The 16,699-nt window shown below is 70.0% G+C and carries 14 protein-coding genes; 9 read left to right on the top strand and 5 right to left on the bottom strand.

Annotated elements, in window-relative coordinates:
* Positions 1–35: 35 nt before the first annotated feature.
* Positions 36–1,052, bottom strand: a complete 1,017-nt coding sequence (locus OEB96_RS41955) for an aldo/keto reductase (RefSeq protein ID WP_266222577.1) — start codon at positions 1,050–1,052, stop codon at positions 36–38.
* Between the two features lie 165 nt (positions 1,053–1,217).
* Here OEB96_RS41955 and OEB96_RS41950 point away from each other — a divergent pair, with 165 nt between their 5' ends.
* The 3 genes from OEB96_RS41950 to OEB96_RS41940 all read left to right on the top strand — a co-directional run bounded on the left by OEB96_RS41950 (position 1,218) and on the right by OEB96_RS41940 (position 5,025).
* Positions 1,218–2,150, top strand: a complete 933-nt coding sequence (locus OEB96_RS41950; protein WP_266222576.1) for an AraC family transcriptional regulator — start codon at positions 1,218–1,220, stop codon at positions 2,148–2,150.
* 65 nt (positions 2,151–2,215) lie between these two features.
* On the top strand, positions 2,216–4,066 hold the full coding sequence (locus OEB96_RS41945; protein ID WP_266222575.1) for a radical SAM protein: 1,851 nt from the start codon (positions 2,216–2,218) through the stop codon (positions 4,064–4,066).
* 14 nt (positions 4,067–4,080) lie between these two features.
* The gene (locus tag OEB96_RS41940) at positions 4,081–5,025 is read left to right on the top strand and encodes a hypothetical protein (RefSeq protein WP_266222574.1); all 945 of its coding nucleotides are present in this window, start codon (positions 4,081–4,083) and stop codon (positions 5,023–5,025) included.
* A gap of 30 nt (positions 5,026–5,055) precedes the next feature.
* On the opposite strand, the gene OEB96_RS41935 is transcribed toward OEB96_RS41940, so the two are convergent.
* Positions 5,056–5,871: a putative metal-binding motif-containing protein gene (locus tag OEB96_RS41935; RefSeq protein WP_266222573.1), complete on the bottom strand. Its 816-nt coding sequence runs from the start codon at positions 5,869–5,871 to the stop codon at positions 5,056–5,058.
* A gap of 83 nt (positions 5,872–5,954) precedes the next feature.
* Here OEB96_RS41935 and OEB96_RS41930 point away from each other — a divergent pair, with 83 nt between their 5' ends.
* Positions 5,955–7,472, top strand: a complete 1,518-nt coding sequence (locus OEB96_RS41930; protein WP_266222572.1) for an NAD(P)-dependent oxidoreductase — start codon at positions 5,955–5,957, stop codon at positions 7,470–7,472.
* Here OEB96_RS41930 and OEB96_RS41925 read toward each other — a convergent pair.
* Together OEB96_RS41925 and icd are read right to left on the bottom strand one after the other, a co-directional pair.
* Positions 7,433–8,161 (bottom strand): leucine-rich repeat domain-containing protein, encoded by a 729-nt coding sequence (locus OEB96_RS41925; RefSeq protein ID WP_266222571.1) that lies wholly within the window; start codon positions 8,159–8,161, stop codon positions 7,433–7,435. The two genes, OEB96_RS41930 and OEB96_RS41925, sit on opposite strands and share 40 nt — an antisense overlap.
* 344 nt (positions 8,162–8,505) lie before the next feature.
* A complete protein-coding gene (icd, locus tag OEB96_RS41920; RefSeq protein WP_266222570.1) occupies positions 8,506–9,729 on the bottom strand; it encodes an NADP-dependent isocitrate dehydrogenase in 1,224 nt (407 codons plus the stop codon).
* A 240-nt stretch (positions 9,730–9,969) separates the two neighbouring features.
* On the opposite strand from icd, the gene OEB96_RS41915 reads away from it, so the two are divergent.
* Entirely contained in the window at positions 9,970–11,559 is a 1,590-nt protein-coding gene (locus tag OEB96_RS41915) for a choice-of-anchor Q domain-containing protein (protein WP_266222569.1), read from the top strand.
* A gap of 118 nt (positions 11,560–11,677) precedes the next feature.
* Positions 11,678–12,601: a ribulose phosphate epimerase gene (locus OEB96_RS41910; RefSeq protein ID WP_266222568.1), complete on the top strand. Its 924-nt coding sequence runs from the start codon at positions 11,678–11,680 to the stop codon at positions 12,599–12,601.
* 6 nt (positions 12,602–12,607) lie between these two features.
* On the opposite strand, the gene OEB96_RS41905 is transcribed toward OEB96_RS41910, so the two are convergent.
* Positions 12,608–13,687: a ribonuclease H-like domain-containing protein gene (locus tag OEB96_RS41905; RefSeq protein ID WP_266222567.1), complete on the bottom strand. Its 1,080-nt coding sequence runs from the start codon at positions 13,685–13,687 to the stop codon at positions 12,608–12,610.
* A 249-nt stretch (positions 13,688–13,936) separates the two neighbouring features.
* Here OEB96_RS41905 and OEB96_RS41900 point away from each other — a divergent pair, with 249 nt between their 5' ends.
* From OEB96_RS41900 to OEB96_RS41890, 3 genes are all read left to right on the top strand, one after another.
* The gene (locus tag OEB96_RS41900; protein ID WP_266222566.1) at positions 13,937–14,356 is read left to right on the top strand and encodes a rubrerythrin family protein; all 420 of its coding nucleotides are present in this window, start codon (positions 13,937–13,939) and stop codon (positions 14,354–14,356) included.
* A gap of 336 nt (positions 14,357–14,692) precedes the next feature.
* On the top strand, positions 14,693–16,114 hold the full coding sequence (locus OEB96_RS41895; protein ID WP_266222565.1) for a heterodisulfide reductase-related iron-sulfur binding cluster: 1,422 nt from the start codon (positions 14,693–14,695) through the stop codon (positions 16,112–16,114).
* Positions 16,111–16,671 carry a DUF3501 family protein gene (locus OEB96_RS41890; RefSeq protein WP_266222564.1) on the top strand — a complete coding sequence of 187 codons (561 nt, stop codon included), beginning with the start codon at positions 16,111–16,113 and terminating at the stop codon, positions 16,669–16,671. The genes OEB96_RS41895 and OEB96_RS41890 overlap by 4 nt, the downstream gene beginning before the upstream one ends.
* The last annotated feature ends 28 nt before the right edge of the window (positions 16,672–16,699 follow it).

The following is a 16,699-nucleotide window of genomic DNA, read 5'->3' as shown; positions in this document are numbered from 1 at the left end:
ATGGCTCCCCCGGCCACACTTGCAACCGACCCGACTCAGCGGCCGAGCATGTGCATGGCCGCCTCGGGGTAGCGCGTGCCCGCGATCACGTCGGGGGCCGCGGCGGCTTCGAGCTGCTGCAGCTCGTCGGATCGGAGCTCGATGCTCGCGGCCGCGACGTTCTGCTCGAGGCGCGCGAGGTTGGTGGTGCCGGGGATCGGCACCACGTGCGGCTGTCGCAGGGTCCAGGCCAGGGCGAGCTGCGCGGCGGTACAGCCCCGCGCCTCGGCGAGCTGCTCCACCACGCGAACCAGCGCGAGGTTGGTGGTGAAGTTGTCGCCCTGGAACCGGGGGTTGCTGTGCCGCCAGTCATCGGCCGCCAGGTCCTCGGGCCGCGTGAAGCGGCCGGTGAGGAAGCCGCGTCCCAGGGGGCTATAGGCGACGAACACGATGCCGAGCTCGCGGCACGTGTCGAGGAGCGCCTGCTCGGGCTCGCGCGACCACAGCGAGTACTCGGTCTGCAGCGCGGCGATGGGGTGCACCGCGTGCGCCCGGCGGATGGTCTCGGGGGACGCCTCGGACAGGCCGAGGTAGCGGACCTTGCCCTCGCGGACCAGCTCGGCCATGGCGCCCACCGTGTCCTCGATGGGCGTGTTCGGATCGACGCGGTGCTGGTAGTAGAGGTCGATGGTGTCGACGCCCAGGCGGGCGAGGCTGGCCTCGCACGCCTGCCGGACGTACTCGGGTCGGCCGCTGATCCCGGTGATGCGGCCGTCCTCCTCGAACGTGACCGCGAACTTGGTGGCCAGCACCGCCTGCTGCCGGCGCGCACCCGCGAGCGCCTGGCCGATCAGGCGCTCGTTGGCTCCGCAGCCGTACATGTCGGCCGTGTCGATGAGCCGGACACCGAGGTCCAGGGCGCGGTGGATGACCCCGATCGACGCAGCCTCGCCCTCGCGGCGCGTGTTGGGATCGCCGTAGAAGGCCGACATGCCCATGCAGCCCAGGCCGATGGGAAACAGCTCGGGGCCGTCTCGACCCAGGGTCCTCGTGTTCGTGTGGAGTGCCGTCATGGGCTCGAAGCCTAGGGGGACCCACGGGGCGCGACCACGGCCGTTCCTTGGGAAGGCTTGCCCGATCCTGTCGACCTGGACAGGGCCCCGCGGTGGCGCTCCGAAATGCTTGTCCGATCCTGTAGTCGGGTGGGAGAGCCCGCCGCCCCGGGCTACCATGGGGGTGTGAGCCGGGATGTCTTGGTCGAGCTCGTCGCCGCGGCGGCACCTCGTGAGGGGCCCAACGCGACCGCGCTGCCGCAGGTGCGGACGATCCGCGTCAGTGGTCCGCGACCGCGCATGCCCGTGATCTACGAGCCGTGCCTGGTGATCGTGGCCCAGGGGCGCAAGACCGCGTACGTCGCCGAGCGGGCGCTGTCCTACGATCCCGAGCAGTATCTGGTGCTCTCGGTGCCCTTGCCGGTCGAGTGCGAGATCGAGGCGGCGCCCGGGCGCCCCTACCTCGCGGTCGTGGTCATGCTCGACCCGGCGGTGGTTCGCGAGGTGGTGCTGCAGGCCGACGACGAGTCGGACACCGACGAGGTCCATCCGGTGATCGAGGTGTCGACGTTGACCCCGGCCTTGCGCGACACGGCCGTGCGCCTGCTGCGGGCGCTGGCCGATCCGACCGACGCGCGCGTGCTCGGCCCGCTGTGCATCCGGGAGCTGCTGTACCGGGTCAGCCGCGGGCCGCAGGGAGAGCTGCTGCGCACCCTGGCCCTGGGGCGGGGGGCGTCGCGGCGCATTGCTCGGGTGCTCGACCTCATCCACGCGCGCTACGACGAGGCGCTCGACGTGGCCTCGCTGGCCCGCGCCGCGCACCTGGGGGTGTCGACGTTCCACCACGCCTTCAAGGCGGCAACCTCCATGTCGCCGCTGCAGTACGTCAAGACGGTACGGCTGCACCAGGCGCGCTCGCTGATGCTCCACGGAGAGCTCACGGCCGAGGAGGCGGGCTACCGCGTGGGCTACCGCAGCCCCTCGCACTTCAGTCGCGAGTTCAAGCGGCTGTTCGGTCGACCCCCGCGGGAGGAGCTGCAGCGGCTGCGCTCGTCGGACGACGTGATGCCGGTCGCCCAGGCGTCGCTCGGCATGGCGGGTGGGGGCGGCGGGGGGTGAGGGGAAGATGTGCTCTGGGGTCGCCGAGGCGGGGAACCCAGGGCGGTCGGTGTACGCTCTGGCCCATGCGGGTCGCCCGGGTGCTCACCAACGAGACCTGCAATCAGGCGTGCCGCTTCTGCGACGCCGTGCGCCCGCGCGAGCGCGCCTCGATCGCGGCCGCCTCCGCCGTACGCACGCGGATCGATGCCGCCCACCGTGAGGGCGTGCGCGAGCTGGTGCTCACCGGAGGCGAGCCCACGCTGCGCCCCGACCTCCCTGCGATCGTGTCCCACGCCGCGCGCGAGCCGGCGCGGGTGGTGCTCGAGACCAACGCGGCGCTGGTGACCCCGGCGTTGGCCGAGCGCCTCGCCGCCGCCGGCCTGCACACGGCCCGTGTGCACCTGCCCGCCTGGGGCGACGCGCTCGATGCCATCACCGGCCGGCCGGGTGATGCGGCGCGCACGGCCGCGGGCCTGTCCGCCCTGTGTGACGCCGGCATCACCCTCGAGGCCTCGATCCCGGTGGTCCTCGCCAACCTCGAGTCGCTGGCCTCGTTGCCCGGCCAGCTCGCCGCAACCGGCCTGCCGTTCGATCGCCTGTGGATGCGCTTGCCGATCCAGGCCCCCGATCCCTCCACCCTCGCCCCGCTGCCCGCGATGCTCCAGGCGGCCGGCACCTTCATCGACCAAGCCCGCACCCACGCCCTGCCCGTTTCGCTCGAGCCCGCCACCTTCCTGCCCCCGTGTCTGTTCGAACGCCCGGGTCGAGTGGCCTCGATCTATGCGCTCTCTCGCGGCGGCGCGCAGCGACCGGGCTACATACACCCGCCCGCCTGCGAGCCCTGCACCGTCCGCGATCGCTGCCCGGGCCTGCCCTCGATGCTGGTCACCGAGCCGACGCGCGCCAATGCTCCGGTACCCCACCCGCTGTCCGACGACCGCCTCCGTCGCCGCCTCACCGTGATCGCCTCACCCCGCGCGCAGATCGAGCGCGAGCTGGTCACCCGCGAGCGCTACCGCCGTCCCGACGGCACCACCGTTCCCGCCCACATCGTGCGGATCGGCTTTCGCTGCAACCAGAATTGCCACTTCTGCTTCGTGTCGACGCACCTGCCCGCCCCACCGGTCGCCCGCGTGGAGGCGGCCATCGACGAGATCGCGGCGCTGCGGGGGATCCTCGTGCTCTCGGGCGGCGAGCCCACCCTCGACCCCCGCTTGCCCGACTACGTACGCCGCGGCAAGGCCCACGGCGTACACGAGGTCGAACTGCAGACCAACGCGACGCGCCTGTCCGATCCGGCCCTGTGCGAGGCCCTGCGGGACGCGGGGGTCGACATCGCGTTCGTGTCGCTGCACGGTGCGACGGCGGCGGTGAGCGACGAGGTGACGGCGGCCCCGGGCACGTTCGTGCGCACGCTGGCCGGGCTCGACCGGCTGCGCGACACGGGGATCCACACCCGCATCAACTTCGTGCTGTGCGAGCAGAACCGTCACGAGTTCCCGGCGTTCGTCTCGCTGGTCGCCGAGCGCTGGCCCGGGGCCGCGATCACGATCTCGTTCGTGGGCATGTCCACCGATCTGGTGCCCCGCGAGCGCTGGCTGGTGCCGCGCTACCGCGACGTGCTGCCGCCGCTGCGCGAGGGGCTGGCCCGGGCCCGCACGCACGGCCTGGAGGTCGGCGGCTTCGACTCCATGTGCGGCTTGCCGCTGTGCCTGGTGCCCGACGATCTGCAGCCGTTCTTCTCCCTGGCCGAGCTGCCCCCGGGCGGGGGCGACGGCGAATTCGTCAAGCCCGCCCCTTGCGACGGTTGTGTGCTACAAAGCCGCTGCTTCGGCCTGCGCCGCGGCTACGCTTCGATGTACGGCTGGGACGAGCTGCGCCCGGTCACTGCCGTACCGCCCCCAACCGTACCGCCCCCAATCGATCCTGCATGATCGCCCCGCCGCCCATGACCGCTGCTCGCTCCCTGCTCCTCCTCGGCCTCGTTGCCCTCGGTTCCATCGCGTGCGGCACCAAGGACGAAACGCCTCCGTCCGACACCAAGGAACAGACCCCGCCCACCCAGGTGGTGGTGCCCCCGGTCGCCGCGGGGAGTACGGGCGATGCGGGCACGGGCGGCAGCACCGCGGCCGATCCCTTCGCCACCGCGGGCTGGGAGGACGACGAGGACGACGGTGCGGCCACGGTGGGCTCCGAGCCCGACACCGACGGCACCGGCACGGGCGAGGCGGCGGCCCCGGCCACCGCGTTCGCGGGCCCCTGCTACGTGCGCTGGAGCGGCGGGCCGGTGCTGCGCTTCAAGTACGAGGCCGACGGCAGCGGGGGGCTGCTGCGCATCGATGGCGACAACGACGGCAAGTCCGACGTGTGCGCGCGCTTTTGGACCAAGGATGAGCGCACCCACAAGGTCACGGTCGACGAGGGCTGCAACAAGTCCACCGAGGCCATCATCACGCCGAGCTACGACGACACGGCCAACGTGGCCACCGCCACCTACACCGACCAGCGCGACGGCAAGGACGCCAAGCACGAGATCACGCTCATCACCCTGCCGGCGTTCACGGGCATCGCCCCGGGCTACCCGCTCTACGCCGAGCGCGACGATGTGAAGCTCGACGTCAAGGACGGCCGCGTCACCAAGGCCACGGTGAGCAAGCCCGTCGAGGGTCCTGCGGTGAAGGTGACCCTCGCGTACGACGATGCCGGTCGAGCCACCCGCATCGACGAGGACCACGAGGCCGACGGCAAGGTCGATCGCCGCTACGACTACCGCTACGACGAGGTCGGCAACGTCACCGGGATCACGCTGACCGAGACCACCGTGGTCGACGGCAAGAGCAAGAAGAACAAGAAGACGGCCAAGCTGGGCTACTCCTGCTGGGAGCAGAAGTAGCGCGCCTCGGCCGAGGGGCGGCGGCGCGGCCTACCGACTGGCTTGCAGCTGATACGTGTCGCAGCTCGCGCCCATCGTGGTCCGATACACGCGCACGTAGATCTGATTGGGCCAGGGGACCATCGAGTCCATCGGCGGGGTGCAGCAGCCGGGGTCGGTGTCGGCGAAGACCCACGAGGTCAGGCCCACCGCCGCGCCGCCGGTGCCGCCCTCGGTGCAGGGCATCCCCGCCGCGTCGCACTCGTTGGCGACCACGTCGAACGCGAACGAGTCACCCGTGTTGATCGCGAAGCTGATCGTGGGCGAGCCGTCGCCCGGTCGTGCCGGGGCGGGGAACGACACCGTGTACCAGTCGAGCGAGCCCTCCTGCGGGATGGTGCCCACCACGCCCATCATGCTGCCGCCGACCTCGATGGTCCCGAGATCGGTGGGGCTGTTGCAGGCGCCGCTGACCCCGTCCTCGGGGCAGTCGCACCCGTTGTCGATCATGTCGTCGCAGTTCTCGTCGACCCCGTCGCAGGCCTCGCCCATGCCCGGGTTGATGTTCGGGTTGGTGTCGTCGCAGTCGGGACCCGCCGCACAGCCCTCGCCGTACTCGTCGCCGTCGCCGTCGATGCAGGCGACGCCATCTGCGGAGCTGTTGGAGTCGTTGCCGCTCTGCCCGCTGGTCATGCCCTGGCCGGTGTCGTCGACGGTGCCGCCGTCGCCCATGGTGGGATCACCGTTGGTGCCCTGATCGCCGTCGGGACCTCCGAAGGTGAAGTTGTCGCCCGCCGAGTTCTCGCCCACGGCGCAGGCAGCCAGGGTCAGAGCGAACGAGAGGTAGATGGGTGACCAGGCGCGCATCCCAAGCAAGCCCTTCGAAGAGGGGTCGAGTATACCGGACGGCCGGGCGAAGGGGCGAGCAACGTGGTGAGGGTGGGGTGAGGATGACGAGCGGCGGGGGGTCGTGGGAGACTCGCGAGCGCGTGAGCGTGGCCGAGGACCCGCAGCGGGCCGAGAATCGTGATCGCGCAGAAGACGCGCACCGCCGGCTCCTCGAGGGCGCTCAGGCGCGCGCTCTGGCGGAGACGGGCACGACCCGCGTCGAGCGGGTGATCATCGGCGGGGGCCTGGCGGCCACGCTCTGCTGGGCGACCGGCGCTCGGTGCGAGGGGCTGGTGGTGGCCCGGGCCGAGGAGCCCTGGTGGTCGCGCGGGCGGTGGCGGCTGGGGCAGCCCTCGAGCGAGCTGGTCTCGGAGGGGTTCGTGCTCCAGCCGCATGAGTTCGCGGAAGACGTCGATGGGTTCGCGCCCGCCAGTGCGCTGGCGAATGCGATCGCCGTCACGGCGCACGAACATGGGATGCCATTGGTGCTGGGGTGCTGCGTGGAGCGTCCGATCGAGCGTATCGAGGACGGGCGCTTCGTGGTGTGGGTCGGGGAGCGGAGGATCGAGGCCGAGCGGGTGGACGTTGCGGTGGGGCTCGGACCACCGAGGCGGCTGCGGGATCGCGACGGGAACGCGACGATCGTGACCGAGGAGGACGAGCGCGAGCTGCTGGCGGACGGGCGCATGGTGTTCGGGCAGGACCAGTGGCGGCACGAGGTGCGAGGACCCCGGGTGTTGGTGTTCGGCGGAGGAGCGACGGCCGCGTGGAACGTGGAGCGGGCGCTCTCGGAGGGGGCCAAGGTCACGTGGGTCGCACCACTCTCCCGATCCGACGCCCGTGATCACGCCCAGAAGGTGCGAGCGATCGAGGAAGAGCTGACGAGCGTCGATCCTACGGACCGCGCCCGGCTTCGTCAGCTCGAGCGCGAACGAGCTCGCATCGTAGCCTTCCACAGGGCAGACCTCCCGAGGACCCAGGCCGTATTCGAGGCAGAGGGTGTCGACCTGTGGGTGGGGTCTTTGGAACGGCTGGTGCTCGCGGCCGATGGCGTCGAGGCCGAGCTTCTTCGAGAGGACCATCGAGAGCGCCAGCGTTTCGATCAAGTCGTGGTGTCGATCGGTCAGGACGATCGCGCTCCGGAGGCTTCTTCGTCCCTGGTCGCGAAGCTGCGCATGACCTGGATCGAGTACGATGGCGATGGCACCCGCGCTGGAAGTCCCGCCAGACGACCGGTGGGGCGCATCGTGGGCGCATGCGCAACCGATGGGCCGACACGCTTGCGCTGCTTCGGTGCGCCACTCTTGAACAACGTGTGGCAGAAGCAGCTCGAGCGGGAGCAGCCCCGCAAGAGCCGCGGGTTCAATCCCCTCCGAGCCCGACTCGAACAGCAAGTCGGGGCGGCTCCCACGTGCTCCAGGGGCATCGAAGGTGCCGCCTTCCACATCGGTGCGAACGTGGTCCTCGCCAACGAGACGCCGCTCGATCCAGGGCTCGGCGAGGAGCGGTACGAGTTGCTACTGTCGACGTTCCGGCAGCATCAAGGTGACTTGGCGACGTCGAGGGGAGACGGTGGATAGGAGTGGGGATAGCGCGCAGGCGCGTGCAACCACTTGATCTCTCCTGCCAACTCCTCGAGCGCACGTCCAGCGGGTGTGCGTGTCGTGGAGACCACGGCCCCGTCGAGGGGATCGGTTCCCGTGGCATCGACCGGCGAGGGGCTCGTGTTTCCCTCGAGCCCGAGATACTCGAGGTGTACGAGCGCTGGGCACGTCGCGATCGCTTCGAAGGAGCGAATGGTGAGGAGGTTCTCGGCAAGGTCGAGCCAGCGGAGGCCATCGACGTGAGGGCTCCGCACCAGGGCATCGATGTCATCGTCCACGAGCGCTTGGGCGCGAAGACCCAGGGACTGAATGCCTCGCAACGTTGGGTTCATGAACAGCGACTGGCCGGTCTCCGAGTAGTTCGTCACGTGCACGTGGCGAATCCAAGGCGCTCGTGCGAGCAAATCCGTACCTCGATCGACCAGCGTGCGAGCCGTGACGACCAACTCGGCCACATGCCCATCATGCAGGGCCACGTCTTCCACTCCGTCCCCCAACAAGGATCGCGCGAGCTTGCACCGCTCCTCGTATTCATCCTCGATCGCAAGCCACTGCGCGGCCCATCCGGGGTCTCGCCGTGACTGCGCGAGGTCCAGGGATCGCATGCGCTCGGCGAACGCCGGGTCATAGACATCGTGCTCCACGTCGAAGACGGGGACGGTCACGCGCGCCGAGCGGTCGGTGGCCTTGGCCTCGAGCCATCCCTTCCGTCCTGTGAGTCGTCGCAAACGCAAGGAGAGGGACCGAGCGGCCGGTTGGGACGGCCGTTCGTCACGTGCCGTTGATGCAGAGTCGACCAGAGCATCCCGCGTGCCATCGCGGTAGCGATGCCGCGGCGGCTCCGACGGCTCATCGTCGTCTGAATTCTGCGCCCCCATGGGTCGGTGCCATGGATCATTCTACACGAGCCTCGTGCGCTCCCATGCGAATGCGCCCGAGAGGCCTTCCAAGCCGCTCGGGCGCTCTTCCGCCGCCGCGCCCGCTGTCCTGGACCCCGGCGGCCCACCCGTCACATGTGCGCGATGACGTCGCTGCCGAACTCGGAGCACTTCCGCAGCGTCGCGCCCTCCATCAATCGATGGAAGTCGTACGTCACCGTCTTGGCTCCGATGGCGCCGTCCATGCCCTTGATGATGAGGTCGGCGGCCTCGGTCCACCTCATGTAGCGCAGCATCATCTCGCCCGAGAGGATCACCGAGCCGGGGTTGACCTTGTCCTGGCCCGCGTACTTGGGCGCGGTGCCGTGGGTGGCCTCGAACACGGCGGTGCCGGTGACGTAGTTGATGTTGCCGCCGGGCGCGATCCCGATGCCGCCCACGCAGGCCGCGAGCGCGTCGGAGATGTAGTCGCCGTTGAGGTTCATGGTGGCGATCACCGAGTACTCGGCGGGCCGGGTCAGCAGCTGCTGGAGGAACGCGTCGGCGATCACGTCCTTGACCACCACCTCGTGGCCGTCCTTGGTGAACGTCTGCCAGGGGCCGCCGTCGAGGTCGACCGCGCCGTACTCGTGCTTGGCCAGCTCGTAGCCCCAGTCGCGGAAGGCGCCCTCGGTGAACTTCATGATGTTGCCCTTGTGGACCAGGGTCACCGAGGGCAGCCGGTTCTCCACCGCGTACTGGAGCGCCGCTCGCACCAGGCGCTGCGTGCCCTCCTGCGAGATCGGCTTGATGCCGATGCCCGAGGTCTCGGGGAAGCGGATCTTGCCGTAGGCCTTGGGGAACGTCTCGGCGAACACCTGCTTGAACTTGGTGGCCTCCTCGCTGCCGTGCTGGAACTCGATGCCCGCGTAGATGTCCTCGGTGTTCTCGCGGAAGATCACCATGTTGGTGAGGTCGGGGCGCTTGACGGGGCTGGGCACGCCCTGGAACCACCGCACCGGTCGCAGGCACACGTAGAGGTCGAGGTTCTGGCGCAGCGCCACGTTGAGGCTGCGGATGCCGCCGCCCACCGGGGTGGTCAGCGGGCCCTTGATCCCCACCAGGTACTGGCGGAAGGCCTCGTTGGTCGCCTCGGGCAGCCACTCGCCGGTCTTGTCGAATGCCTTCTCGCCCGCGAGCACCTCGAGCCACTCGATCTTGCGCTTGCCGCCGTAGGCCTTCTGCACCGCGGCATCGAGCACCCGCACGGACGCGGCCCAGATGTCGGGACCGATGCCGTCGCCTTCGATGAACGGGATGATGGGGTGGTCGGGGACCTGCAGCCCCGCGTCGGTCATCGTGATCGCTTCGCCCATGTCGGAACTCGCTTCTGCCACCCTGCCACCCGGACCGAACGCGGCACGACCCCGGGGTTGGCGTCATGGCACCGCGATGGCGGGAAGGGCGCGAACGGGCGTATACCACCGCGACCCGGCCGAGGAAACGGCTGGGCGACCGGGTCGCGGGTTGGCCAGCGCACGCCCGAGGCGGAGGCGCGCAATCCCGCCGCGTCCGAAGCCTCGTGCCGCACCCCGAATCCCCCTACCCTGGTCTCCATGGCATGGCTGGCGAAGGGCTCGTGGGTGCTCCTGGGGCTGGGGTGGCTCTTTCCCGTCACCGCATGGGCCGATGACTTCCACGTGGACGCGACGGCGGGTCCGGGAGGGGTGGGGACCGAGGACGATCCCTTTGCCGAGCTCCAGGATGCGCTCGACGTGGCGCAGGCCGGTGACGTGATCCACGTGCGGCCGGGGACCTACGCGCCCATCGCCACCGCGACCGACGGCACGGGGGGAGCGCCCATCCTGGTCGTGGCCGAGCCCGCGGGACAGGCCATCGTGCAGGGCAACGGCACCGTGCTCGAGGCGCATCACGAGTATCACACGTTCGAGGGCCTCGTGTTCGACGGGGGCTACGGGGCGGGTGACGCGATCGATGGGGACGGCGCCAACTTCCTCGAGCTGCACGACGTGGAGGTGCGCCGATCCGGCCGCGACTGCATCGATCTGCACACCGTCGAGGGCGTGAGGATCGTGGGCTCGCGCATCCATCACTGCGTGGCCGGGGACGCGGGCGGAGTCGTCGATGCCCACGGGGTGACCGGCGACAGCGTGTTCGAACTCGAGATCGTCGACAGCGAGATCTACCTGTTCTCGGGTGATGCGGTGCAGCTGTCACCGCCGCGGTTGCCGTGGGGCGGGCTCGCGATCCGAGGCTGCCGGTTGTGGACGGGCGCGCTCGACGAGGATGCCGGGGCCGTCGCGGCGGGGACGGTGGTCGGCGAGAACGCGCTCGACACCAAGGTGGGCGCCATGCTCGACGGCAACGGGGCCCCGCCGCGCGTGGAGCTCGAGGACGTCACGGTCTGGGGCTTCTCCGGCTTCATCACCAACCAGGCCGCGCTGCTCCTCAAGGAGGACGTGGATGTGCGGGTGGATCGGGTGACCGTGTACGAGAGCGAGCTGGCGTTTCGGCTGCGCGGGCCGGCGCTGGTGCGGGTGCAGAACGCGGTCGTGCACTCGGTCGACGCGGCCGTGCGCTACGAGGATGGCCTCAGCGGCGCGGAGATCCTGGCGAGCACCTTCGGGGGCGGGGTGGGGGCCGCATTCGTGGACGGTGGAGGCGATCCGCCCGTGGGCTTGGTCGTGGACGACCTGCTGGTGCTCGGCGATGCCTTGCCCGACGAGGCCAGCGGCGGCATGGCCAACCTCGCGGTGGGGCCCGAGGTATTCGTGGATGCGGCTGGGCACGACTATCACCTGCTCGAGGGCTCGACGCCGGTCGATGCCGGAGTGGCGCTCGACGGCGTGACGGTGGATCGCGATGGTACGCCTCGCCCGGTGGGCGAGGCGGTCGACGTGGGTGCCTACGAGTGGAGCGACGAGCCACCGCCCTCGGGCAGCACGGGTGACGATGGGGCGAGCTCGATGGACTCGGGCGGAGGTGAAGGCAGCGGGGCGCTCGACGGTACGGCCGGTGGTGGGACGACCGAGCCCGATGGCACGGGCACCGGACCCGGGGCCAGCGGCTCCGACGAGGGCGGTGGCGACGACTCTGGCTGCGGCTGCCGCCACCGTGGTGGTTCCGGAACGGGCGCATGGGTGCTGGTGGGGATGTTGGCCGGCTGGTCATGGCGACGGGCCTGAGGTCCGCGCGTTCCGGTTGCCATCGGTAGCAACGGGTCGGGGGAAGAGTGCCGCTCGTGCGTGCCGATTTGTGCGTTTCTAGATTTGCGTCGTGCCCTCCATATCGAACGGTGGGGCCATGGGAAGACGAACCTGCGCCATCGCACTCACGCTTGCCGCTTGCGGCACTCACGACCAACCCAGCGACTCCGAGCGACCGCCGGTCGTCTCCGACTCGAGCTCGGGCGGACTCGCGAACGGGACCACCGGGGGCGCCGGCCAGCCGGAGACCGGCGAGGCTGGCACCACTGGCAACACCGACACCACCGGCTCGACGGGAGTCATGTTCCTCGTGCCGGTCGACACCGAATCAGCCACCCACGAGTGCGACATCTTCGCCCAAGATTGCCTTCCCGGTGAGAAGTGCATGCCGTGGGCCAACGACGGCAGCAATTCGTGGAACGCCACCCGGTGCTCACCGGTCGCGGACAACCCGGGGCAGCCGGGCGACGAATGCACGGTGGAGGGCTCGGGCGTCTCGGGCATCGACGATTGCGTGCTCGCCTCGATGTGCTGGGACGTGGATCCCGAGACCAACGTGGGTACCTGCGTGGCCATGTGCGCCGGTGACGAGGCCAACCCCATCTGCGAGGATCCGGACACCAGCTGTGCCATCGCGAACGAAGGCGTGCTCGTGCTGTGCCTGCCCAACTGCGATCCCCTCTTGCAGGCCTGCCCCGACGGCCAGGCTTGCTACCCGATCCAGCAAGCCTGGACCTGCGCGCCCGATGCCTCGGGTGAGGGCGGCGTCTACGGTGACCCGTGCGAGTTCATCAACGTGTGCGACCCTGGACTCATCTGCCTGGGCGCTGCGGCGGTGCCCCCGGGCGAGGCATGCGAGGGCGCGGTGGGTTGCTGCACCGAGGTCTGCGACCTCGACGATCCGGCCGGGGATGCGCAGTGCTCGGGCCAGGCGGGCGGTCAGACCTGCCAGCCGTGGTACGACCCGATGTCGGTCCCGCCCGGCTATGAGGACGTGGGCGCCTGCGCGATGCCGGCCTGACGCCTCCTACCAGTCGTCCCGATAGCGCAGCAGACCATCCCGCACGCGCTGGTACACGGCCGTCGTCGCCTTGACGTCCCCGGCGTTGTACTCGGCGATCTTTCGCACGTCCCCCCTGGCGTACGAGGTCGCCACCATCGAGCCGTCCATCACCTCCTTGGGGCTGGGCATGCCGAAGGCCCAGCACACCACGTCGAGCGAAGCGGGACCACGACCGTTGCGGCCGCCCATGGCCAGGTAGAGATCGAGGTGCGGGCGCAGCGAGAACGGGTTGCCCTGCAGATCCACGCGGACGGGAATGTCGTGGATGAGGCTGCGGCCGATGAGGAACGGGACGTCGAAGTTGCGACCGTTGTAGGTGACGACCACGCTGGCGTGGCCCGCCAGCGCCCAGAACGCCTGCAGCAGCTCCTGCTCGGTCACCGGGCGCACCCACTCGGGCAGCTCGCCGCGCACGGGCACGTCGTCGGGCGTGACCACGAACACGGTCTGCTTCTGCTCGTCGACCGCCGCCTCGCCGTCGCCGATCGCCAGCGAGATGACCTTGCCGAAGTAGGGCGAGAGGCTCATCACCTTGCCCTCGTCCCAGTCCTGGCGATCGGCGTACTTGGTGACGGCCTGCGCGACGGTGGGCGGCACCTTGCGCAGCTCGACCGCGGGTACGGTCTCGATGTCGAACACGAGGGTGTCGACCAGCAAGCCCTCGACGAGCGCATGCCCCTCGTCGACGAGCGCCTCGGGGTCGTAGCCGGGCTCGCCGATGGTGGCCCGCCGCAGGCCCTTGACGTTGAGCTGGAGCGCCCCCTTGAAGCTGTCGATCTCGAACAGCACCTTGACGTGGGTGCCCAGCTCGAGCTGCTCGGCCGTCTGCATGGCGCGGCCCGAGTCGCTCCACACCTTGGCGGCGACGGTGCGACTGCGATCGGCCAGGCGCACGTCGAGGTAGGGCTTGCCCGCGCGGGTCTGTCCCTTGCGCACCAGCCGGAGCACGGCGAACGCGGTGAACAGACCCGCGCCGCGACCATCGAGGTCGGAGAGCTCGGGGATCAGGGGGTGCTCGCGATGCGCGTCCGACTGCGAATCCATGCCGCTCCGGGAGGGCGTGGGCGCTCGCCGAGTCGCCCCGCGTGGCCCATGGTAACCCCGCGCTCGTTCGCGCACGAACGTCGCCGATTCCGTGGCCTACGGCCTTTGGGGCCGTTGCACCGCCGTTCACCCCCGTCCGAGCGGGTGAGGGGGCCCGGCGGGTGACGACCGTGGCCAGCGCCGGGGGTCCGTGCTATCCATCGGCCGCGGTCGGGCGCCCGCCGTCTGCCCGCGCTCGAGGAGGAACGCATGACCGAATTGAAGGGGTCCAAGACCCACGAGAACCTCAAGGCTGCCTTTGCGGGTGAGTCCCAGGCCAACCGTCGCTACCTCTACTTCGCCAAGCAGGCCGATGTGGAAGGTTACCCCGAGGTCGCGGGCAACTTCCGCGACACCGCCGAGGGCGAGACCGGCCACGCGCACGGCCACCTCGACTACCTCAAGCCCGCGGGTGATCCCGCCACTGGCTTGCCGATCGGCGACACCGAGAACAACCTCAAGGCCGGCATCGCGGGCGAGACCCACGAGTACACCGACATGTACCCGGGCATGGCGAAGACCGCCCGCGAGGAGGGCTTCGACCAGATCGCCGACTGGTTCGAGACACTGGCCAAGGCCGAGAAGTCTCACGCCGGTCGCTTCGAGAAGCTGCTCAACGAGCACTTTTGATGCCCCCCGCATCCGGCTCGGGTTGGCGGTGCAGCCAGCTTGCCCCCCAGAGGGGGGCGTTGGTGAGGGCGAGCGGGGCGCAGGACTCAGCTCGCCCCGCAGGCGGCTCGGGTTGGCGGTGCAGCCAGCTTGCCCCCCAGAGGGGGGCGTTGGTGAGGGCAAGCGGGGCGCTGGACTCAGCTCGCCCCGCAGGCGGCTCGGGTTGGCGGTGCAGCCAGCTTGCGGCTGTTCATGCCCCGCATCCGGCTGACTGAGCGGTGGACTCGCCGCGTAGGCGCGAATCGGCGGCCACCCTCGGGTGGCCGCTGCCACATCGGGGATGGGACGAAGGAGCGAATGGCGGACGACGACAAGAACATCTCGTACAAGCCGACTGATGGGCTCTGCTACGACCCCAGCGAGAAGAAGTACTGGGACGAAGAGGCGCTCGGCAAGGAGATCACGCGGGTCTTCGAGGTCTGTCATGGGTGCCGCATGTGCTTCAAGTACTGCGACTCGTTTCCCACGCTGTTTTCGCTGCTCGACGAGAAGTACGACGGCAACGTTCGCAAGCTGACGGGGGACGACACGCGCGCGGTGATGAACGCGTGCTTCCAGTGCAAGCTGTGCGAGGTCCAGTGCCCCTACACCCCGCGCGACGGGCACGAGTTCCAGCTCGACTTCCCCAAGCTGGTGCACCGCTACGCCGCGATCGAGCGTCGCAAGCGGGGGACCACCCTGCAGGACAAGCTCGTGGGCGACCCCGACTTCGCGGGCAAGGCGGCCCGCATGAGCGGGGGCATGGTCAACTCGATGAACCGCGTGCGCCTGCACCGATGGTTCATGGAGAAGGTGCTCGACGTGCACCGCGACAAGCAGCTGCCCGACTTCGCCAGCCAGACCTTCGAGAGCTGGGCCGAGGCCGAGGGGCTGACCAAGCAAGGGCCGGGCGGCGAGGTGGTGCTGTTCCAGACCTGCTTCGTGCAGCACAACGAGCCCCAGATCGGCCGCGACACGGTGGAGGTGATGAAGCGCAACGGCGTGGACCTGCGCTGCGCCAAGGGCCTGCAGTGCTGCGGGATGCCGGCGTGGGAGCGCGGCGACCTGAAGGGCTTGCGCCGCAAGGCCCACCAAAGCCTCGACGTGCTCATGCCCTACGTCGAGGCGGGGGCCAAGGTGCTCGCCATCAACCCCACGTGCTCGATGATGCTGCGCCGCGAGTGGCCCGAGCTGCTCGAGGGCGCCGACCGCGAGCGCGCCACGAAGCTGGCCGCGGCCACCATGGACCCCAGCGAGTTCCTGTGGTCGATCCGCAACGAGGAGCGCTTCGACACCAACTTCAAGAGCTCACCGCAGGGTCCGGTGGCCTATCACGCGCCGTGCCACCTGCGGACGCAGGGGGTGGGCTTCAAGGGGCGTGATCTCCTGCGCAAGCTGCCCGGGGTCAAGCCGCAGCTGGTGATGGAGTGCTGCGGGCACGACGGCACCCACGCCATGACCACGCATGGCTTCGAGCCCTCGCAGCGGGTGGGCAAGCTCGCGTTCGAGGGCATGCAGAAGGCCGAGGCGAAGTGGTGGGCCACCGATTGCCCGCTGGCCGCGATTCAGTTCGAGCAGCACGCGGGGCGCAAGCCCCTGCACCCGATGTCGCTGTTGGCCCGGGCCTACCGCGGCGACAGCTTCGAAGCCCCCTCGGCCCCGGCGTCGCCGTATCGCCGCGAGACCGAAGCGCCCGAGGAGGTCGAGGCCGAAGGCCACGAGGAGGAGAGGTCGCGATGAAGCCCGTCCTGCGCAGCGAGATCCTCGACTACATGACCTACGGCGAGCGCCGCGAGCAGCTACGGCCGCTGGCCATGCAGGCCAAGGCCGCCCGACGCATCGTGCTCGGCGACGGCACCCTCACGTTCCTGTTCGAGAACCGCGACACCGTGCGCTACCAGGTGCAGGAGATGATGCGGACCGAGAGGATCGTGCGCGAGGCCGACATCGAGCACGAGCTGTCGACCTACAACGAGCTGCTCGGGGGCCCCGGCGAGCTGGGCTGCACGCTGCTCATCGGCATCGACGAGGAGGCCGAGCGTGCGGTCAAGCTGGGCGAGTGGAAGGACCTGCCCCAGCACGTCTACGCCGAGCGCGCGGACGGGAGCCGCGTGCCGGCGACCTTCGACTCCCGGCAGGTCGGTGACGAGCGGCTGTCGTCGGTGCAGTACCTCAAGTTCGCGGTGGGCAGCGAGGCTCCGGTGGCGCTCGGGGTCGAGCTTCCGGGGCTCGAGGTGCATCATGCGCTGACCGACGAGCAGCGGGCGGCCCTGCAGCGCGATCTCGCCGACGATTAGAAGCGAGCAGGCCTCGGATGGCTCGGCA

Source organism: Paraliomyxa miuraensis (assembly GCF_026337845.1).
In the GTDB taxonomy this organism is placed as follows: Bacteria; Myxococcota_A; Polyangia; order Nannocystales; family Nannocystaceae; genus Paraliomyxa; species Paraliomyxa miuraensis.
This window is presented reverse-complemented; position numbering and strand designations above follow the sequence as displayed.